This window comes from Paenibacillus residui (assembly GCF_042677205.1).
GTDB lineage: Bacteria > Bacillota > Bacilli > Paenibacillales > NBRC-103111 > Paenibacillus_L > Paenibacillus_L residui.
In genome coordinates this window covers 167,862-188,881 of the sequence record NZ_JBHTIU010000039.1, presented here as the reverse complement: position 1 = coordinate 188,881, position 21,020 = coordinate 167,862, and the positions used below count along the sequence as shown (strand labels likewise).

Below are 21,020 nucleotides of genomic sequence, written 5' to 3'. Positions count from 1 at the left end.
GAATGGTTCGAGATAATGATTTCTGTACGGGCTGGAGCATGAGCAATAAACGATTGTCCTACAAGGTGTTCTGGGTGACCTTCATCGGATTGATGCTGATCGTGCTGGCATGGATTCAATTACAGAAGTTTCTGTTTGAACCTTACTACATCAGTCAGAAAACGAAGGAACTGAGAAGTCAATTTTCAGAAATCTATAGGGGATATGCCGATGGCCGCTATGACCTGTTTGACAAGCCGGAGGAGGTGGGCCGGTTTGAACAGCAGTTTTACGGTCTGACAACGACTGTGTTCAAGCAAGAGGATAGAGTAGATCTGTATGTCGGGATGACGTCCGTCCCGGCACTGCCTCTTAGAAAACCGAATCCGGCTTATGATATCCGTATCCATACTTCGGCCGAAACCTTAACCCATTCGTATGAGCAGGAAGCCCCTTTAACGAAGTTGGATCACCCGGGAGGGAGGGAGCCAGTTAGCTCCTCATTTTCTATCGCGCAGCCGTCTCAACCGGCGACACCGGCTATTGGTGGAAGCTACGGCAATTTAATTAGTATTTTGAGCTATTGGCTGCAGGAAGAGGACTTTTTTGACGAGCTCGACGATGGAGAAATCTTGATCAGGCAAATGAACAACTCGGGAGTCGGCGGCCAGCGGGAAAATATATTGATAGCTGCGGCCAAGCTTCCGGACACGGTTCATCCCGCAGGCGGGGAGGCATATTTGTTTACGGTGGCGACTCTGCAGCCGGTTGGCGATGCGGTGAAGGTCATGGGAAACTTCAACTCCTATTTTTATTTAATTGCGCTGGTGCTGATTGTTCTGTTCGCCATTTTGTTCTCCCGCACCGTCACCAAACCGCTTGTTCAGTTGAACCGGGTGGCGAAGCGGCTTGCCAAACTGGACTTCACCGCAGCCGTCCAATTCAAACGCGAAGATGAAATAGGGCAGCTGGCGGAAACCATGAACTATCTGTCCTCCAACCTGAAGCGAACGATGGATGAATTGCAGGAGGCGAACGCCAAGCTGTTGGCCGATATTGAGAAGGAAAAGCAGCTCGAGAGGATGCGCAAAAGATTCGTGGCCAGCGTATCTCACGAGCTGAAAACACCGGTCAGTCTCATTCAAGGCTACGCCGAGGCATTGAAGGATAATATAAGACAAGGAACGAAACGGGACAAATATGCGGATATTATTGTGGAAGAGAGCAGCCGGATGGCGGGGCTGGTCAGTGACTTGCTGGATTTGTCACAGCTGGAGAGCGGCCGTTTCCGGCTGAATCCCGCCAAGGTACCGCTGTCCGAAACGATTCGCTCGGTCCTGCATAAAATGTCGCCGCTCCTTAATGATAAGCAAATAAGACTGAAGGTTGCCGGGACGGACGGCGAGGAACGGCAGGTTTTATCCGATCGTTCCCGGCTGGAGCAGGTGCTGATCAATTTATTGAGCAATGCGGTCCGCCATGCGCCGATACAAGGCCGGGTGGAGGTCAAGGTGCTGGAGACGGCAGAGCAAGACAAGGTGACGGTAGAAGTCAGCAACGAAGGAAGCCGCATACCGGAAGAGGATTTGCCTCATATATGGGATGCTTTTTACCGTTCCGACCGGTCCGGAAACCGGGATTTGGGGGGCACAGGAATCGGCTTGTCCATTGTCAAGCATCTGCTTCAGCTTCACGGCAGCGAATTCGGGGCGCGCAACGAGGAAGGCGGGGTGACGTTTTTTTTCACCCTGGTGCTGGATAACGGATTGTCATTGAAGGAAAACGCGTGATACAATCCGTATAACCGCTATGCACCGCCTGCTTAAGCCAGGGAGCGTAACGGGTGAAGCAAGACAATAGTTTGATGAGATGAGGAGAGATGAGCTGAGATGAGTAAGGAAGGAAGAGGGCCTGTACCCAGCCCGAGAGGTTACGAACAGACCGGGTACGCTGTCACCTGCCGGTCTATGGATGAATACCTCCGCATGTTCTCGCTGGAAGAAGAGCGTCTGCACCGGGGGCCGGTATTGGATGTTGCGGCAGGAGCATCATCGTTCACGGCTATGGCCAGAAGGAAAGGAGTCGACGCTTTCGCGGCGGATCCGACTTATGCGATGGATGCTGACGATATGGAGAAAACCGGCTATGAAGAAATAGAGGTTTCAACGGAGAAATTAGACGCATTGCGTGACAGCTTCGACTGGTCCTATTATGGCAGCCCTGAACATCACCGCAAGCTGCGGGAGGCCTCGTTCTCACAATTTATCGAGAGTTACCGGACAGAAGGGAGCCAGGTTTATACCGAGGCATCGCTGCCGAATCTGCCGTTCGCGGAGGAACGGTTCTCGCTTGTTCTGTGCAGTCATTTTCTGTTTCTATACGGGCAGGGATTGGATGAACAATTTCACCTGGAAGCCTGTCGGGAGCTGCTTCGTATTTGCCGGCCGGGAGGGGAGGTTCGCATATATCCGCTCCTGGATCTATCCTTTAAGGAATACCCGGGGCTGGACATTCTGATTCAAGAGCTGGAGGACAGCGGGGCTTCGGTACGGATGATGGAATCCCGTCTTGCCTTTATCCCGGGCTCGAAACATCTCCTGTGCCTGACAAAAAAAGATCGATAAATTATGTGCATATAATTCGTTACATGACTTGAAATTAATTCTTAGCAGTGTTATAATAAGGTACATTCGCCATAAATGGCGACATTTTAGGAGGTTGTTTACTTGAAAGGTACAGTAAAATGGTTTAACGCAGAAAAAGGTTATGGTTTCATTCAAGTAGAGAACGGCGACGACGTTTTCGTTCACTTCTCTGCTATCCAAGGCGAAGGTTTCAAAACTTTGGACGAAGGCCAAGAGGTTGAATTTGATATTACGGAAGGCAACCGTGGTCCTCAAGCAGCTAACGTCATTAAATTATAAGATTAGGGAATACCACTTATAAATAATGTGCTAGCGATTATGAAGCAGCTCTTCTGAACAAGAAGGGCTGCTTTTTCGCGTAAATTTGAAGTTGGTGATTCGGAGAAAACGAAGCTGGGCAGAACAATATTCCAGTCCGGTCAAAGGCGGGGGCGCAGCAGTATTCTCCTTTTACATAAGAACTGCCGATGGGCAGGTGGGGTTCCAAAGACAGGCAAAAGTGCATGTCAGTCAATTTGGGCATGTGCCTGATTTTCGAGGGTTTGCGGCGGAAAGACCTGCAGATTCGTGTGTCTTTGTTAGGATTTACCGGATTTGTCCCCAAAGACATGTACAATTGCATGTCTTTGGGGATGCTCCTCGCGTAGAGGGGCATCCCGCAAATTCCGGGGTTATTTTAACGACTGCGGCTCAGGTAAGCATTCATAAACTTCAACACATCCTCCAGATGCTCGCTCCAATATTCCCAAGTATGGCTGCCGCTAAATTCCTGATATGTAAAAGGATAATTTAAGCGGGTTAACTCATCCTTCAGCCACAGATTGGCTTGATACAGGAAATCTTCCGTGCCGCAGTCGAAATAAATTTCGGGGTACGGTCCCTGCTGAAGCGCCCTGGCGGCAAGGAAGGAGAGATTATGATGTCTGGCATACTCTTCGTCCAACGGCCCGACTATGCGGACGAGCTGATCCGGCTCCCAATCCGGGGCCAAATCCAGCCGGTCGGAGGAAGGAAACATGCCGAGTGCGCCGGACAGGCTGCCGGCCGCGCCGAACTGCCCAGGATTTCGAAGTGCGAGCAGCAAGGATCCGAAGCCCCCCATGGACAAGCCGCATATCACTCTGTTCTCTCTGGACGTAAGGGTCCGATACTGGCTGTCGATGAAGGGGATGAGGTCGTTCATGAAATATTGCTCGAAATTCCCGCTGCCGTCATGCCAATCCAAATAATACGTCCCCGTGGAAAAACCTCCGTCACTGGGCATGATGATGATCGATTCGGTCAATTCCCCGGACGCCATCATCCGCTCGGCCGTTGCATACGCATTCCCCCGGTAGGGCCATGAGATTTCGCTGTCAAATCTGCCATGCAGCAGATAGATGACCGGGTAGCGCTTCTCCGATTGCTCGTAACCCGGCGGAAGGAATACATAAAAGGTCAGTCTCCGATTCAAAGCTTGAGAATGGAAAGTGACAGGTGTCGGTATCAAAGGCTTTCACTCCTTGGATAATTCTCTCTAGACGCTGAATTTTCTGGAAATGTGGGTCAGAAAAAATCCCGCACTGGCAATAAACGCCGTTATGGATGCAAACAGATAGACCGTATCACCTCCCCATAAATCGAATAATTGCCCTCCGATAGCTCCGCCGGCCAATCCGGCCATCCCTCCCCATACGACATTAAACATCGCCTGCCCGCTGGCCCGGAACTCGTCGGGCACCAACTGGGTGATATACCGGATGGCGGTAATGAAGAAGATGCCGAAGGACAGACAATGCATGGCTTGGATGGCAATAATCCAATACGGATTCTGAACGGAGGCCATAAGGAGGAAGCGGATTCCATAGATCAAGCCGGCGAATCCGAGCAGCGGCAGCTCCTTGAAGCGATGGCCGTATTTGCTGAGCAAAAACATCACGGGAATTTCGCTGAGAGCGGAAATCATCCAGGAATACCCGATGATCGTTTCGTTGGCTCCCAGTCCGATCATGTAGAGAGCCAGAAACCCGTCATTCGCTTTCGCCGGGATCGCGAGAAGCAGAATAAGGAGAAAGAACCAGAGCAGCTGCTTCGAGAACAAAATGCTGCGCACTCCGCTAAAATCCGCCTTGCGCGCCCCTGCTCTGCTGTCTTTCAACAGGAAGGCCAGTCCAAAAGAGATGATAACCGTCCCGAGGGTAAGGAAGGTGACGGATTGGATCCCTAACCCGCTCAGAGCCATGCCAAAAAACAAGGAAGCGAAGGAAAAGCCCAACGATCCCCAAATGCGGTAGGAGGCGTAGCTCTTCCCGGTCTTACTCGCGACCAGAAGGGTCTGGCTGTCAATTAACCCGTTCATGGGAGTCTGGAAGAAATAGTAAGCCGTCATGACTATGAACATGACCGTGAAAGTATCGACTTGAAACATGATCAGCAGGGCGATGAGCTGTCCTGCGAGAACAGTGATCATCACCTTCTTGATCGTCTGCAGTCTGTCGCTTAGTACACCCCAGAACAAGTTGGCGGCAATGCCTACGGTCGGGCCGATAGAATACAGCATTCCGATTTGCAGTTTACTGTAACCTTTATAATCGAAGTAGATCGGAAAGACGGAGACGATAATGGACATCGTCATGAAGAACAAAAATGTGAAAGACTTAAGTACAGCATCCGAGCCTGCGGTAGCACCCGTTGGACGATGCTTGGCGGCAGGGGACGGTGTGATGTCGGGTTCAGACATGAGAAGCCTTCTTTCTAATCATTCTTGGTATATCTTGGAGTCACGGGTCTGCGGCTGCCGGTCCGATGCCTGCAGGCTGTCGGCGTTGTTTCTTGTCCGAAACCGTTATGGCGGCGCCTCGGCACATTAGACCGCCGAATGGCGCTAACCCCGGGCAAGCGGGCGTTCCGGTTCTTTGGACACCCTTCTGAGAACAAGCAGGACGACGGCAAGCTCCATCAGGAAGCCGAGGGATTGCGCCAGAGCCCCGATCGTCCCGTTCCAACCAGGTGCAGCAATAATACAGATCAGCAGCACGATAAGGGTAACCCCCACATTGGAGCCTTGAGACCAGACCATAATTTTGGTCTGTCCGCGCAGCATTACGATTCCGTTGAAGAAATCCAGCCAGGGAAAGATCAGGTTCATGATCATGAAGACCCGAAGCGCCTCCAGACTGGCCTGCATAAGCTCCTCGTTAACTCCCATTTGATTCTCCATGAACCAGGGCCCAACAGGAGTATACGCCAGCATCCCCACCAGCAAGGCCGGAATAAAGGACAGCATCAGCGTGAAGCGGATTACCTGCGTCCGGTCTGTCCGGTAGAAATTCAACACGATTTGATGAATGTAGGAAAAGAAGCTTTGCGCCAATTGCGCCAAGCTGAAGGCGATGGCATAGGAAGCGATGGCCAACTCCATATTGGAGGACTTGCCCAGCATGGCGTTAATGGCAGGCCCGACTACTACGGCCAGCAGGGAATAGTAGAGCAGCGGCCGATAGAACTGAAAAATTTGGCGTTTGGTTGAGATTGGGTGCCCCTCCACCTTCTCGGGAATGACTTTCTTCAAGAGCTTGCGTCCTTCCCAGACGCTGACGGCCGCTTCAATGACCATACCGAGCAAAAAAATAACCGCTCCGACGGAGCCGCTGTTCACCTTGCCGGTCATAATGTAATATTGCGCCAAGGCATACATCCCCACAAGCCGGATAATCATACCAATCGTTAGCCAGGTCGTTCTTTTATTAAAAATGATTATCCCGTGGTAGAGACAGCGGATGCCCGAGAAAATACTGACAAACATCAGTATTCTATAGGCATCGATGGTCTCCTGCAGCCCGTTCTCCTGAACGCCAAAAAAATACCGGAAGACCAGACGGCCCAGATCGGTATAAGAAATAATCAGCCCCAATGCAAAGATCGAAGCAAATACATATAGTGCAATGGCGCTCATGGCACGAAATGATACCCGGTCGCGGACCAGTGCCGAGCAGGTCTGACGCAGCAAGGCTGCAGGTTTCTCGGTAATGCCGAGCAGACTGAGGGCAATAGCGTAACTGGCGATCACCGCTTCCGGTTGGGCGGCTCTGGCCAATGTGCTGTTAATGATGACATGAGAGATCGTAACAAGGCTGGCCGAGATCCCGAGCGGAATAAAGAAAGCGAACAGCTTGGAAAACCGGATCTGCCGGGGTGGTCGGGCTTCCGTTCGCATCTCATGGGAGAGGTTCATGCTGGTAGAACTCCTTTGAAGGAATGCATGTAGTCACTTCCGAAACGTTCAAGAAATCGTCAAAATTAATTCTAGTATATCACATCCCAATGAACTAGAAAGAGTAAAAATGGATCCTCTCCCGGAAACACTCTGGTTGCAATGTAGCAAAGACTGGCAGTTACGCGGCAGAAATGATACATTAAAATAATAAGAAGACTGCCAAAAAAGGGGCTGCAAGGTTTGTGGAGACCGGAATTCGTATATGATGGCCGTCTGGGGATTTACGTGCCGGATTTGCCTCGCGAGTGGGAGAGTTACTCCGAGGAGGACCGCGCGGAAATGCTCTATCAATGGGAACAAATCAGGGGAACCATTCCTGATCGGATCAAGCATCTGGAAAGCAGAATAATGGAAAAACAGGAACGGCTGAACCGGGAAGATGATTTCGCCGTTTCCTGCAGCCTCAACTCGGAAATCGCCGAATTGGCCAGCATGATTAACGATCTTCACCTATGGTACCGGGTCGACCAGGAAATGTCCGATAAAATCCACATGTAGGCGACAGCGGCTTTCGGGTAGACGGAGAGCAGATAAATACAGTGGAGCCATATGTGAGTGATAGGAGGTACTCTATGAATGACAGGTTTCTGCCTGATCTTGTTCAGGCACTGTGGAAGCACGAGCCATCCCTGCAGCCGGAGGGCACATGGCAGCAGGATTTGAACCACAGAATTAACAGTGTTAATCCGGAGCTGCTGGGAGGCGGTGATCCGGAGAAGCTTCCCTTTGGTCTTGGCGTGAAATCCGGTCTTTACCTGTGGAATGAGAATTTGCACGATTCCCATGAGCTGTCCCAACGAATCGAGAACGCCACGGGCAGTTACTGGCACGGCATCATGCACCGGATGGAAGGGGATTACAGCAACGCGAAATACTGGTTCCGCCGGGCGGGAACTCATCCGATTCACAGTCAGGTTCAGGATCGCGTCAAGGGCCTTGTTGCCGGCAGGGAGGAGAGCCTCTCCTCGTCTACACACCTGACCGGGTTGTTGGCTTTAAGCGGGCGGGGCGAATGGGATCCTTGCCGGTTCACCGATCTGGTGGAAGCCGTTCAGAGCTCTGCGGATCAGCCGGTCATCCGGCTGCTGCGGGCGATTCAACGGCTCGAAATCGTACTCCTGTTGGAATATAGCTATCAGCAGTGCTGCGGAGGTTCGCTACTTGAGTATACATCATGACGCTGCCAAACTTTTCCCGAGAAATCCCCTGCATCTGATGCATCGGGTTTACCGGTATGTGCTCCCCGGAGTAAAAAACGAATTGAGTCGTTGGAGGGAAGAAGCTGAACAAATACCGGACGAGGAGCTGCGACAGCAGGCAATCGCCAGCATGACAAGCAAGCAATTTCATTGTCAGGGCGGCGCTGTATATGCCGCAGCCAATCTGCCTTCCCGCCATATTCTTATTCCGCTTATCGTTGCTTTCCAGACGATAAGCGACTATCTGGACAATTTATGTGATCGAAGCACCTCGCTGGACCCGCAGGATTTCCGCCGGCTTCACCAGTCGATGCTGGATGCCGTCGATCCGGCAGCACCGACTCACGACTATTACGAATTCCGGCAGGAGAAGGAAGACGAGGGTTACTTGTTGAAGCTGGTACAAACTTGCCAGTCGCATATTCGTGAGCTGCCGTCATACGGACTGGTGGAGAAAGAGATACGGGAGTTAGTCTCCCTTTATTGTGATTTACAGGTGTACAAGCATATTCGCCATGATTTACGGGAGGATGAGCTTCTGCGCTGGTGGAATCAGCATGCGGCCAATTATTCCCAGCTCAAGTGGAACGAGTTTGCCGCGGCGACCGGCTCCACGCTCGGGGTGTTCATGCTGTTTCTGGCCGCCCAGGATCCGGGGCTGACGAAGGAGCGGGTAAGCGGCATCCGGGAGGCGTATTTTCCATACGTATGCGGTCTTCACATTATGCTTGATTATTTGATAGACCAGGAAGAAGATCGGGCAGGCGGGGATCTTAACTTTTGCAGCTATTATGATACAATGGAGCAGTCGGTGGAACGAATTGCCGAAATTGTACAGAACGCCCGCGAACGGGTAGCCGTCCTCGAAGCCCCGTCCTTCCACAGAATGATTATTGAAGGGCTGATCGCCCTGTATCTGTCCGATCCGAAGGTTAGCAAGCAGAAGGAGGTCAGACGGATTTCCCGCCGGTTGATGAAAAAAAGTCCGATGACCCGCATTTTCTTCTGGGCGAACAGTGTCTGGATTCGTATGCGTTCTTAAATATTGGGTCGGCGCGGATGGCCGGTGGCTGCAGTCTTTTGCAGGGAAAAATACGGTTAATGAAACGGCCCCAAGTGATATGGAAAATAGCGGTTAGGCATCTTTTTTCAGAAACTATTTCATTCCGGGGGCATTTTTTTTTATAATGAGTTGTAGGACTTGCACTTAGGGGGAAGAAAACAATATGACTGTTAAATCGATTGCTGTACTGACGAGCGGCGGCGATTCCCAGGGAATGAACGCTGCCGTTCGCTCTGTAGTAAGAAGCGCTCTTTTTCATAATTTGGACGTCTACGCGGTGCAGCGTGGATTCCAGGGGCTGATTACCGATGATATCCGGCAGATGGATCTGCGCAGTGTAGGAGATATTATTCAAAGAGGCGGAACGATTCTGCAGACGGCCCGCTGCAAGGAGTTTCTGACGGAGGAAGGCCAGCGCATCGCTGCCGAGAATCTTCGCAAGAGAGGGGTCGACAGCCTCGTTGTCATAGGCGGGGACGGCTCTTATCAGGGAGCGAACAAGCTGAGCAAATTGGGGATTCGGACAATGGGATTGCCGGGGACGATCGATAACGATATCGCGTTCACCGATTTTACGATCGGCTTCGACACAGCGGTCAGCATTGTTGTAGACGCCATTAATAAGCTGCGGGATACGATGACCTCTCACGAGAGATCCTCCGTAGTCGAAGTTATGGGTCGCCACTGCGGAGATATTGCCTTGTATGCAGGACTGGCCAGCGGTGCCGAGACGATCCTCGTACCCGAGGTTCCGTTCGATCTGAAGGAAGTGGCCGAGCGGATGCGGGAGAACTTCCACAACGGGAAACGGCATAGTATTATCCTTACGGCGGAAGGTGTCGGCAAGGGAGAGGATATCGCCCGGACCATCGGCGAGCTGAACGACATTGAAGTTCGTGTCACTGTGCTCGGCCACATCCAGAGGGGAGGAACTCCGACCCATAACGACCGGATTCTTGCCAGCAAGTTGGGAGACTTCGCCGTACGCCGCCTGCTCGCCGGGGACTCCGGCAAGGCTTGTGGAGTCATTAAGGGAGAATTGGTGGCTACCGACATCGATTTGGTCGTCAATACGAAGAAAGAGTTCAATATGGAGCTGTACAATTTAGCCCTTCGCTTATCCCAATAAGAGAATAATTGAGAAGAGGCGCCAACCGGTTTTGGCGCCTCTTTATCGTGTACGCCCGGCATGGGACATCCAGGTCTTCTCACGTGAACTTGTCCACTACTTCACTCATCGGCTTCTGCGCCAGGGGGGTGGGCAATGGCTTGAAGGATTTCCTCCGTAGAAGGCGAGCCCCGGTGAGCGTAAGCGATTTTGCCATCCAGGCCGATGACATAGACGGTCCGTTTCTGCGGCAGCAGGCCGAACAGCATTTTACCGACTTTATACATTTCGTTGATCTTGCTTCCCATATCATATATTAACGGAAAATCGAATCCGTGATGTTCGGCAAATTTGTTATGTTTGGCAACCGAAGCCGGATTGATGCCGACGACGAGCGCGTTGTAGCGGGCGTATTCTTCCTTGGCATCCCGCACAGCGCACAGCTGAGCAGTGCATCCCGGAGTTTCGTCCAGCGGATAGAAAATAAGGACGATCGGCCTTTTACCTATATATTCATTAAGCGCGATTATTCCTTGTGTGCTTTCAGCGATAAAAATCGGAGCGGGTTGCCCGATGGAAAGCATGAATGGTCCCTCCTTAAAATTATAGTTCCATCTATTTTAAACGATTGCGGGTGCGGAATGAAAGTCGGTGGCGGGAGGTGAGGGCAGAGAGAGGAAAGCAAGCCGGACTCATTTTCCTCTCTGTAACGCGGGTTTGGGACGAACGCAAGGGGAGATGGCAGAGGGGTACAGGTTATCGATCCATATAAACGTTCATCCGGTCGAAGAAATCCGAGACAGCTAAATGGGATGCCCCAAGAACGGCGGAATGGGTGCCCAGGCTCGAAAACTCGATTTTGGTGCGGTGGCGGTGGACCGGCAGTGTTCGGCTGTGAAACGCGTCCAGCATCGGCTCCTTCAGCCATTTCTCGGCAGTAGTCATCCGGTTGCCGATGATGATCTGCTCGGGGTTGAAGGTGTTGACAATATTGGACAATCCGATGCCGATAAATTGTCCCACTGTTCCGAACATCGAAATTACTTCGGGAATTTCCTCATGGGCTGCCCGCAGAAGCACATCCAGATCGAGAGCATTTCCGCCGTCAACTGACTGGGCAGGAAGCGGTAGGGCCTCCGCCGATTCCAGCAGCGCATTCTCGGAAGCATACAGCTCCCAGCAGCCTCTATTCCCGCATTTGCACGGCTTGCCGTTAGCTTCGATAGTCATATGCCCCATCTCTCCGGAGAACCCCGAGGCTCCTCTGTACAGCTCTCCACGGATCACAATTCCGATTCCGATTCCTATCCCAATGCTGACATAAATCAAATCCGAAAATTTGCGGCCGGCGCCGAACTGCTTTTCCCCCATGGCTCCTGCGTTGGCTTCGTTATCCACTCTGACCGGACACCCGAATTCCTTCGTCAATACGCCGGACAGGTCGATTTCATCCCATTGCAGATTGGGCGTCATGCGAACGTGCCCTTTATTATCAACCATTCCGGGTACTCCGATGCCGATCCCGATAACTCCGTAAGGGCTGGGAGGGGAGCGGTCGATGACTTCCCGGATCGATATTTTAAGCTGGGTCAGCACGTTCTCTGTGGAGCGGTCGCTTATCTTGACGTTCCGTTCCAAGACAATATTTCCGTCCAGATCCGTAAGAACGGTCAGTATGTAATTGACACCCAGATCCACACCTACGGCATATCCCGCTGTTTTGTTAAACAAGAGCATGACCGGCTTGCGTCCGCCGCTGGACGGCCCGGTTCCGATCTCCTTAACCAAATCATTCTCCATCAGTTCATTTACGAGACTGGACACCGTCCCTTTATGAAGCCCCGTCAATGAAGATACCTGTGCTCTGGACAGCGGAGACTGACGGCGGATCGTATCGAGTACAATGCTTTTATTAATTTGTTTAACCAGATATTGATCTCCTGTTCGTTTCATAGAGCCTCCCGAATTATTTGCCAAGTCTACTAAAACAAATGTAACAATAGATGTTGAAAAGCACAATTAGAAATATATATTTCAAAAACTTAGTTCAATCGATATACAAACTTTCGAAAACCTGCTATGATGGCTGTAGATATAGGTGTATAACGCTTCAACCAGCCGAGAAATGAACGGCTTGATGAATGAACAGGCGCGGTCAGGCTCAAGCTTTTCCTGCAATGCGGGATGGGTATATCGGCTGGTAAAAACCACTGAAGAATAGGAAAACGCTTACAAGGAGGGAATGCAAAATGGATTGGTTCAAGCAAGTCGGCAGGATTAAGTATGAAGGCCGGGAAACGGGGAACCCGTTAGCTTTCAGGCACTATAACCCGGACGAAGTCGTTGCCGGCCATACGATGGAGGAGCATCTCCGTTTCTCCGTCGCCTATTGGCATACTCTGACGGGTAATGGGAGCGATCCGTTCGGCACCGGGACGATGATAAGGAGCTGGGACCGTTATTCGGCGATGGACTTGGCCAAAGCGAGAGTGGAGGCAATGTTCGAATTCATCGGCAAGCTCGGAGTTCGCTACTTCTGCTTCCATGACCGGGATATCGCACCCGAAGGAGACACCTTGCGGGAGACGAACCGGAATCTGGATACCATCGTGGAGATGATGCGCGGCTATATGAAGAGCAGCGGGGTCAAGCTGCTGTGGAATACCGCGAATATGTTCCATCACCCCCGGTTTGTACACGGGGCAGGGACGTCCTGTAACGCGGACGTCTATGCATATGCGGGGGCCCAGCTTAAGAAAAGCCTGGAAATCGGTAAGGAGCTCGGGGCCGAAAATTATGTGTTCTGGGGCGGCCGGGAAGGTTATGAAACGCTGCTGAACACCGATATGGAGCTGGAGCTCGACAATCTGGCCCGATTGTACCGCATGGCCATTGACTATGCCCGTGAAATCGGTTTTGACGCACAGTTTCTGATTGAGCCGAAGCCCAAGGAGCCGACGAAGCATCAGTATGATTTCGATGCGGCCACGACGATTGCTTTTTTGCAGCGCTACGGTTTGGCTGACCATTTCAAGCTAAATCTGGAGGCCAACCACGCCACGCTGGCGGGCCATACTTTCGAGCATGAAATTCGTGTGGCGCGCATGTACGGGATGCTCGGCTCGCTCGATGCCAATCAGGGGGATTTGCTGTTGGGATGGGATACGGACGAGTTTCCGACAGATCTGTACATGACGACGCTGACCATGGTCGAATTGCTTAAGAATGGCGGATTGGGCCGGGGAGGAATCAATTTCGATGCGAAGGTGAGACGGGGCTCGTTCGAGCCTGAGGATTTGTTCTACGCGCATATCGCCGGCATGGACTCCTTCGCCAAAGGGCTGAAAGCGGCGGCCAGGCTGATCGAGGAGCGCATTCTGGATTCATTCATCGAACGGAGATACCGGAGCTTCCGGGAAGGAATCGGGGAGCAGATCGTCTCCGGGAAAGCGACGCTGCATACCTTGGAGCAGTACGCGATGCAGAACCGCGAGATCCGCAACGAATCCGGGAGGCAGGAATGGCTGAAAGCGGCCATCAACGAGGTCATTTGCTCGGTATAATCGACAGCTTTAGTTATATAGTGGAGAAATAGGACGAAACGAATTTCAAGCCAGGAGAGCGATAATTATGAAATATGTTATCGGCATCGATTTGGGAACAAGCTCCGTGAAGACGGTGCTGGTCAGCCGGGAGGGGGAGGTCTGCCATGAAGCTTCGCGGGAATATCCGCTTATTCAGCTGCAGTCCGGCTACAGCGAGCAGGACCCCGAGGAGTGGGTTCGGCAAACGAAATTATGCTTGAAGGATCTGCTGCTCCGTGCGGCTGTTCCGCCGGAATCTATTGAAGGGATCAGCTTTTCCGGGCAGATGCACGGGCTTGTCTTATTGGACGAGGAGCATAGACCGGTTCGTCATGCCATCCTTTGGAATGATACAAGAACGACGGCCCAATGCCGGGAAATCGAGGCAAAGCTGGGTGACCGGCTGCTGGCGATTGCCAAAAACCCTGCTTTGGAAGGCTTCACGCTGCCCAAGCTGCTGTGGGTGCGTGATCGGGAGCCGGAATGCTTCCGCCGTGCCGTTACATTTGTGCTGCCCAAAGATTATTTGCGCTACCGGCTGACCGGTCAACTACATATGGACTACTCTGATGCGGCAGGAACGCTTCTGCTGGATGTGGGTTCCAAACGCTGGAGCGAAACCATCTGCGACAGTCTCGGTCTGCCGCCAAGCCTGTGCCCTCCGCTGATCGAGTCACATGCCTGCGTCGGGCATCTGCTGCCCGGGATAGCGCAAGAGACGGGACTGCTTACTGATACCCGGGTATTCGCCGGGGGAGCGGATAACGCTTGCGGAGCGGTCGGGGCGGGCATTCTGAGCCCGGGGGAGACGCTGTGCAGCATTGGTACGTCGGGGGTTATTTTGTCCTGCGAGACGAACCGTGATGCGGATTATCAGGGAAGGCTTCATTTCTTCAATCATGCCAAGCCGGATGCTTATTATGCGATGGGAGTCACCCTTGCTGCGGGTTATAGTTTAAGCTGGTTCAAAAACAATTTTGCGGCTAATGAGAGCTTCGGGGCTTTAATGAAGCTGGCGGAATCGGTTCCTCCCGGCGCCAACGGCCTGCTGTTTACCCCTTATGTAGCCGGCGAACGCACCCCGCATGCGGATTCGCTCATTCGCGGAAGCTTCATCGGAATGGACAGCGCCCACACGAAAGCGGATTTCGTCCGGGCCGTAATGGAGGGAATCACTTTTTCCCTTCATGAGTCAGTGAAGCTGATGCGAGCCGGAGGCAAGACCATCGACACAGTCGTGTCCATCGGAGGCGGCGCCAAGAGCGAGGTCTGGCTGCAGATGCAGGCGGACATCTTCGATGCGGCTGTCGTCAAGCTCGGGAGCGAGCAGGGTCCGGCTATGGGAGCGGCCATGCTGGCTGCTTACGGCTGCGGGTGGTTTGCCACGATGGAGGAATGCGCCGCCCGGTTCATAACCCGGTCGAACAGGTATGAGCCGCGTCCGGAGGCGCGGGAGAAGTACGCTCGGCTATTTGATATCTACCAAGAGGTGTATGGAGCTACAAAATCATTGAACGCCAGGCTGCTGCCGTTCCGAAGGGGCCGTTAAATCTCGTTACGCTTGTTTTGCAGGAGTGAAGAGGGAGCGGGATCGTCCGCCCCGCCATATCATTTGGAGGGAGCTGAAAGATATGGAACTTATCCGTATTGGGATGGTGGGCTACAAGTTTATGGGGAAGGCGCACAGCCATGCCTATCGTGATCTGCCGATGTTCTTTCCGCACGCGATTAAGCCGGTCATGAAAGCGATCTGCGGCCGGGACCGGGACGCTGTCGGGCAGGCTGCACAGCAATTCGGTTGGGAAAGCTGCGAAACGGATTGGAGGGCTCTGGTGGCCAGAGGAGACATCGACCTGATCGATATTAATGCGCCGAGCAACGTACATAAGGAGATTGCGGTGGCGGCGGCCAGGGCCGGCAAGCACCTGTTCTGCGAGAAGCCGCTTTCGGTTACGCTGCCGGAGGCGAGGGAGATGCTGAAGGAGGCGGAACGGGCGGGAGTGAAGCATATGATCGGCTTCAATTACCGGTACGCTCCGGCCGTCCAATTGGCGAAGAAGCTCGTCAGCGAGGGACGTCTCGGGCGGATTTATCATTTCCGCGCGTGGTTTCTGCAGGATTGGATTATTGATCCGCAATTTCCGCTCGTCTGGAGGCTGCGGAAGGAGATTGCCGGGTCCGGCTCGCACGGCGATTTGGGGGCGCATCTGATCGATCTGGCGCATTACTTGGTCGGGGAGATTCAGGAGGTGATCGGCATGAGCGAAACCTTCGTCACCGAGCGCCCGCTGCCCGATTCGATGACGGGTCTAAGCGGGAAAGGAAGCCAGGATGCGCCCAAGGGCAAGGTGGATGTAGACGACGCCACCTTATTCCTCGCACGCTTTGCGAACGGTGCTCTGGGAAGCTTCGAGGCCAGCCGCATGGCTCCCGGACACCGCTGCACCAACTCCTTCGAAATTAACGGAAGTCTGGGAAGCGTCAAATTCGATTTCGAGCGGATGAACGAGCTGCAGGTGTATTTGACGGATGACGACGAAGATATTCAAGGCTTCCGCCGGGTGCTGGCAACCGATCCCGCGCACGCTTATATGGATGCCTGGTGGCCGCCCGGCCATACGATCGGCTATGAGCATACTTTCATTCACGAAGTGTTGGAATTAATGAACGCGATTCGTGAAGATCGCCAGCCTCAGCCGAATTTCGCAGACGGCGTCCGCTGCCAGGAGGTGCTGGAAGCGGTGGAGCGTTCGATTGCGGAACGGCGCTGGGTCCGCATGTCGGAGCTCTCGGAAGAGGAGTTGGAGGAGGGGATAGATCGATGAAACGGGCTTTGATTGTTCACGGAGGATGGGAAGGCCATCAGCCTGCAGAGGTGGCCGAATTGCTGGCGCGGGAATTGAGAGAGGAACAATTTCAGGTACATCTCTCCGATACGCTGGACAGCTTTCGGGATAAGGAGAAGCTGGCCGACTATCATTTGATTGTCCCGGTTTGGACGATGGGGAAGATCTCCAAGGAACAGCTAGTTCCGCTGCTTGAAACCGTCGAGAGCGGGACCGGTATTGCCGGCTGCCATGGAGGGATGGGAGATTCCTTCCGCAATGAAACTCAATATCAGTTTATGGTCGGCGGTCAATGGGTAGCTCATCCCGGCGGGGACGGAGTTCATTATGACGTGGTCATCACGGAGCCGGAACACCCGATTATGCAGGGGATAGACGATTTTCACGTCTGCTCCGAACAGTATTATATGCACATAGATCCGGCTATCCGGGTGCTCGCCACGACCCGTTTCGGCGAGGTAGAGATGCCTGTTGCCTGGACGAAGACATACGGGGCGGGCAAAGTTTTTTATTGCTCGCTGGGCCACCAGGCGGATATCGTCGCCATGCCCCCGGTGCTGCGCATGATGCGGCAAGGGATGGTATGGGCGGCGAGATAAATAATTGCTAATCAGAGGAGTGGACCGAACTGCCATGGGGTCTGACCACGTAGCGCCACAGTGAGTGCAAGGACACGCGTACGTTGGGAAGAAAAGTGCTGTTGATGTTCATCGGTATACCGGAGATTGTCTGGCGAAACGGTTGAAGTGAAGATTTATAGGGGCAGTGGTCTGATCAATGGGTGGTGCTCGATGTATCTGGTTAATATCCCCTTCGATCAGGTGGCGGAAAATAAGCGCTGGGAGCATTATGCTTGGTGAAAAGCACACGGGGAAGAAAGTTTGGAATTGGGATGTGGTCGTGCTCGATGTATCTGATTAATATCCCTTTCGATCAGTTGGCGGAAAATAAGCGCTGGGAGCATTATGCTTGGTGAAAAGCACACGGAGAAGAAAGTTTGGAACTGGAAAAGCGGCAGCGGTCGCATCGTTATCTTCGGATTTCAACCTTCAATAATAAATTCCATAGAAATCTGAGGATAACAGCGATTTGGAAGTCCAACTTGCCTCGAAGTGCCGCGCCTCACCACATAATGAGCCCAACAGAGCGATTGGAAGTCCAAACTTCTCTCGAAGTGCCGCGCCTCACCACACAATGAGTCCAACGGAGCGATTGGAAGTCCAAACTTGCCTCGGAGTGCCGACGAATCACCAAATAATAAGTCCCACAGCGATAGCAAGTCCAAACTTTACGGAGTTCCTGAGAATGCCCGTCCATCGGACAGACACATAAGATTCCTTAGAGGAGAGTGGTAAGTTCATGGAAAAAGTCAAAGTCGGAATTATCGGCTGCGGCAAAATAAGCGGAATCTATATGCAAAATTGCCAATCCTACGATTTGTTGGAGGTGAAGGCCTGTGCGGACCTGGATTTGGAGAGGGCTCGTGCCAAGGCTGAAGAGTATCAAATCCCTGTAGCCTGCACGGTGGAGCAGCTTCTCCAGGATCCGGAAATCGAGATCGTCATCAATTTGACAGTCCCCCAGGCTCATGCGGGTGTCTGCCTGGCCGCTCTGGATGCGGGCAAACATGTCTATGTGGAGAAGCCGTTGGCTGTAACCGTAGAGGATGCCCGGCAAATCTTGGACAAAGCGAAGGAATCCAATCGGCTTGTAGGCTGCGCTCCCGATACATTCCTGGGCGGAGGAATCCAGACGTCCCGCAAGCTGATCGATGACGGCTGGATCGGCCGGCCGTTGGCCGCTTCCGCCTTTATGATGAGCGGCGGACATGAATCCTGGCATCCCGACCCGGAATTCTACTATTTAAAGGGCGGTGGCCCCATGTATGACATGGGACCTTACTATTTGACCGCTCTGATCCACCTTCTCGGACCGATCCGCCGGGTGACCGGTTCCGCCCAAATTTCCTTCGCAGAAAGAAGAATAACGAGCCGGCCCAAATCCGGACAAATTATTCAGGTAGAGGTACCAACCCATGTGACGGGGATTCTTGATTTTGCTTCCGGGGCAGCAGCAACGATGATAACGAGCTTCGATATTTTGGGAGGCTCCGCCCTTCCGAATATTGAAATATACGGCAGTGAAGGAACGATTAGCGTACCTAATCCGAATACTTATGACGGTCCTGTACAGATTCGCAGGAGAGGGGCCAAGGAGTGGAGCGAGGTTCCGCTAACCCACGGCTATACAAGCAACAGCAGGGGGTTGGGGGTATTGGATATGGCTTATGCCATCCGCAGCGGAAGAGCGCATAGGGCAAGCGGCGAGCTGGCCTACCATGTACTGGAAGCCATGCACGGGATACACGAGGCGGCGAGAGAAGGCAAGCACTATGCTATGAAAAGCCGCTGCGATCAGCCGGCCCCATTGCCGCTCGGGCTGCCGGAAAACATGCTGGACCGTTAAATGAATATGTGTACGTACAGCCGATTAGGAGAATCAGTCTCTGTAATCGGCTGTTTATTTTCTGATAGGAGCAGTGAAATAATCTCGAAGACTTTTCAGCAAAACTATTATCGCGGACGGATAATCTACTATTTTTTAAGAGTTAATCATTTTCCCCAATCCAAACTATGTCCGGATTCATAGATTATAGCATTAAGAGAAAAGGAGGTTATTCCGTATGGAGAAAATAATCTCGGAAATGGTAGAGCCGGAAGCTGAAATCAGCAGCAAATCCGGCGGCACTCGTGGAACGGGAGGCAAACGCAAATCCGGCGGCACTCGCGGTACTCACGGCAAACACAAAACAGGAGACGAACACAAAAGCAAACACAAAAGTAAACACAAAACAAGCGGCACCCGCGGTACTCACGGCAAACACAAAACAGGAGACGAACACAAAAGTAAACACAAAAAAGGCGGCACCCACGGAACTCGTGGTACCCACGGTACTCACGGTAAGCACTGGTAAACGGCAGCTTGTTGCCCGTCAACGATCAGATCAGATCAATCCGGACTGAGGAACCGCCGGCTAACCTGGCGGTTCTTGGGCATTGGCCGTTTCCCGAGATATAGACTATGCATACAGTGATTAGCAGAAGCCTATCTGACCAAGATAGGCTTTACTTAATTTTCCCCGCATACAGTCTCTAAGACATAAGAGAGCTGCTGCAGCTTTTACGTATGCTTGGTAAAATTCGCTGCGAGTATCCGGAAAAGGGTGAATGACTCATGACTATGCCGGTAAGACAAATTATGATCAGTGACAGTTCGTGGAAATGGCTGCATAAGGATGTATGGAGCGATCAGTTTGCTGAAGCCTTTTACAAAAAGTCGGGGAAATGGGTACCGATTAAAATCCGGGTAAGAGGAGGTCATACGCGGACCTATCCCAAAAAATCTTACGAAATCCGCAGTAAAGGGCGCACCGTTCATTTGAACGCCGAATTCGACGATCCGTCGATGATCCGCAATGCCTTGTCCTTCCGTTTCTTTGAACGGATCGGGGTTCCGAGCCCGAGGACGAGCTTCTCCCTGCTGGAGATTAATCGGAAGAACAGGGGGGTCTATCTGGAAATCGAGGCGGTGGACCGGGCGTTCTTCAGAAGAAGGAAGATTCCGTTCCAATCCCTGTTTTATGCTACGAATGATGACGCCAATTTCGGGTTGATCAGCCCGGAGACGAATCGCAGCAAATCGTCACTTTTTGACGGGTACCATCTAATCATCGGCGGCGAAGAGGATCGAAACCGGCTGAAGTCTTTTATTTCCAATCTCAATTCTCTGGGCAAAAAAGAACTATGGACTTATTTATCTACAAATCTGGATATTGACAATTATTTGCGCTGGTTAGCCGGTGCGGTACTGACGGGAAATTACGACGGGTTTAATCAAAATTACGCTCTTTATTGGCATAAAAAACGCCGCTGCTTCCGAATCATCCCTTGGGATTATGAAGGAACCTGGGGAAGAGACAGCTACGGCAAATATTTCGGCAGCCGTCCGGTGCCGATTACCGGAAGAAATACGTTAACCCACAAGCTGCTGGCTTATCCTTCCGTGCGCAAGCGCTACAAAGCCATCCTCCGTCAAATCCTTAAAAGCTCTTTTACAACCAGGAAGCTGTCCCCTCTCATTAATCAGCTCCATGGAAGCATAAGCAAATATGTGGAAAACGACAAGACCCGCGAACATTCCCCGCAGCAGTTTCGCCGTGAGCGGAATTTTATTAAGCAGTATATTAAGAAAAGGAGAAAAGTCATCCTTGAGGAAATGGCCAAACTGTAATAGCAGTGAACAAAGAGACGGCTCGTAATCTTAATGAAGTGTGAGCGAGTG

At 52.3% G+C, this 21,020-nt stretch carries 19 protein-coding genes; 14 read left to right on the top strand and 5 right to left on the bottom strand.

All coding sequences use genetic code 11. The features are described 5' to 3' along the window. The first annotated feature begins 38 nt into the window (after positions 1–38). The 3 genes from ACFQ03_RS12875 (at position 39) to ACFQ03_RS12865 (ending at position 2,903) form a co-directional block, all read left to right on the top strand. Entirely contained in the window at positions 39–1,769 is a 1,731-nt protein-coding gene (locus ACFQ03_RS12875; protein ID WP_379288533.1) for a sensor histidine kinase, read from the top strand. A gap of 99 nt (positions 1,770–1,868) precedes the next feature. Next, positions 1,869–2,603 carry a class I SAM-dependent methyltransferase gene (locus ACFQ03_RS12870; RefSeq protein ID WP_379288531.1) on the top strand — a complete coding sequence of 245 codons (735 nt, stop codon included), beginning with the start codon at positions 1,869–1,871 and terminating at the stop codon, positions 2,601–2,603. A gap of 102 nt (positions 2,604–2,705) precedes the next feature. Then, positions 2,706–2,903: a cold shock domain-containing protein gene (locus ACFQ03_RS12865; protein ID WP_144931937.1), complete on the top strand. Its 198-nt coding sequence runs from the start codon at positions 2,706–2,708 to the stop codon at positions 2,901–2,903. 397 nt (positions 2,904–3,300) lie between these two features. Here the strand turns inward: ACFQ03_RS12865 and ACFQ03_RS12860 are convergent, their stop codons facing one another. The 3 genes from ACFQ03_RS12860 to ACFQ03_RS12850 all read right to left on the bottom strand — a co-directional run bounded on the left by ACFQ03_RS12860 (position 3,301) and on the right by ACFQ03_RS12850 (position 6,837). Continuing rightward, positions 3,301–4,113 carry an alpha/beta hydrolase gene (locus ACFQ03_RS12860; protein WP_144931935.1) on the bottom strand — a complete coding sequence of 271 codons (813 nt, stop codon included), beginning with the start codon at positions 4,111–4,113 and terminating at the stop codon, positions 3,301–3,303. Positions 4,114–4,140: 27 nt separating this feature from the next. Next, entirely contained in the window at positions 4,141–5,343 is a 1,203-nt protein-coding gene (locus ACFQ03_RS12855; RefSeq protein ID WP_144931933.1) for an MFS transporter, read from the bottom strand. A 144-nt stretch (positions 5,344–5,487) separates the two neighbouring features. After that, complete coding sequence (locus ACFQ03_RS12850; protein ID WP_379288528.1) at positions 5,488–6,837, bottom strand: multi antimicrobial extrusion protein MatE; 1,350 nt, start codon at positions 6,835–6,837, stop codon at positions 5,488–5,490. Between the two features lie 222 nt (positions 6,838–7,059). Between ACFQ03_RS12850 and ACFQ03_RS12845 the strand changes: the two genes are divergently transcribed. The 4 genes from ACFQ03_RS12845 to pfkA all read left to right on the top strand — a co-directional run bounded on the left by ACFQ03_RS12845 (position 7,060) and on the right by pfkA (position 10,270). Further along, on the top strand, positions 7,060–7,377 hold the full coding sequence (locus tag ACFQ03_RS12845) for a hypothetical protein (RefSeq protein ID WP_144931929.1): 318 nt from the start codon (positions 7,060–7,062) through the stop codon (positions 7,375–7,377). 74 nt (positions 7,378–7,451) lie between these two features. Then, complete coding sequence (locus ACFQ03_RS12840) at positions 7,452–8,057, top strand: hypothetical protein (protein WP_379288526.1); 606 nt, start codon at positions 7,452–7,454, stop codon at positions 8,055–8,057. 37 nt (positions 8,058–8,094) lie between these two features. After that, positions 8,095–9,120, top strand: a complete 1,026-nt coding sequence (locus tag ACFQ03_RS12835; RefSeq protein WP_144932236.1) for a tetraprenyl-beta-curcumene synthase family protein — start codon at positions 8,095–8,097, stop codon at positions 9,118–9,120. A gap of 184 nt (positions 9,121–9,304) precedes the next feature. Further along, positions 9,305–10,270: a 6-phosphofructokinase gene (gene pfkA, locus ACFQ03_RS12830; RefSeq protein WP_144931925.1), complete on the top strand. Its 966-nt coding sequence runs from the start codon at positions 9,305–9,307 to the stop codon at positions 10,268–10,270. A gap of 101 nt (positions 10,271–10,371) precedes the next feature. On the opposite strand, the gene ACFQ03_RS12825 is transcribed toward pfkA, so the two are convergent. Both ACFQ03_RS12825 and ACFQ03_RS12820 read right to left on the bottom strand, forming a co-directional pair. Continuing rightward, the gene (locus tag ACFQ03_RS12825) at positions 10,372–10,833 is read right to left on the bottom strand and encodes a peroxiredoxin (RefSeq protein ID WP_150959592.1); all 462 of its coding nucleotides are present in this window, start codon (positions 10,831–10,833) and stop codon (positions 10,372–10,374) included. A 172-nt stretch (positions 10,834–11,005) separates the two neighbouring features. Beyond that, positions 11,006–12,202, bottom strand: a complete 1,197-nt coding sequence (locus ACFQ03_RS12820; protein WP_379288523.1) for an ROK family protein — start codon at positions 12,200–12,202, stop codon at positions 11,006–11,008. A 296-nt stretch (positions 12,203–12,498) separates the two neighbouring features. Between ACFQ03_RS12820 and xylA the strand changes: the two genes are divergently transcribed. From xylA to ACFQ03_RS12785, 7 genes are all read left to right on the top strand, one after another. After that, positions 12,499–13,812 (top strand): xylose isomerase, encoded by a 1,314-nt coding sequence (gene xylA / locus ACFQ03_RS12815; protein ID WP_379288521.1) that lies wholly within the window; start codon positions 12,499–12,501, stop codon positions 13,810–13,812. Between the two features lie 67 nt (positions 13,813–13,879). Beyond that, a complete protein-coding gene (gene xylB, locus ACFQ03_RS12810; protein WP_379288519.1) occupies positions 13,880–15,382 on the top strand; it encodes a xylulokinase in 1,503 nt (500 codons plus the stop codon). A gap of 82 nt (positions 15,383–15,464) precedes the next feature. After that, positions 15,465–16,658, top strand: coding sequence for a Gfo/Idh/MocA family protein (locus tag ACFQ03_RS12805; protein ID WP_379288517.1), 1,194 nt, complete (start codon positions 15,465–15,467; stop codon positions 16,656–16,658). Next, on the top strand, positions 16,655–17,278 hold the full coding sequence (locus ACFQ03_RS12800; protein WP_379288515.1) for a ThuA domain-containing protein: 624 nt from the start codon (positions 16,655–16,657) through the stop codon (positions 17,276–17,278). The genes ACFQ03_RS12805 and ACFQ03_RS12800 overlap by 4 nt, the downstream gene beginning before the upstream one ends. 760 nt (positions 17,279–18,038) lie before the next feature. After that, positions 18,039–19,145, top strand: a complete 1,107-nt coding sequence (locus ACFQ03_RS12795) for a Gfo/Idh/MocA family protein (RefSeq protein WP_379288513.1) — start codon at positions 18,039–18,041, stop codon at positions 19,143–19,145. 217 nt (positions 19,146–19,362) lie between these two features. Then, positions 19,363–19,653, top strand: a complete 291-nt coding sequence (locus tag ACFQ03_RS12790; RefSeq protein WP_379288511.1) for a hypothetical protein — start codon at positions 19,363–19,365, stop codon at positions 19,651–19,653. A 260-nt stretch (positions 19,654–19,913) separates the two neighbouring features. Beyond that, positions 19,914–20,969, top strand: a complete 1,056-nt coding sequence (locus tag ACFQ03_RS12785) for a CotH kinase family protein (RefSeq protein WP_379288509.1) — start codon at positions 19,914–19,916, stop codon at positions 20,967–20,969. Positions 20,970–21,020: the final 51 nt, after the last annotated feature.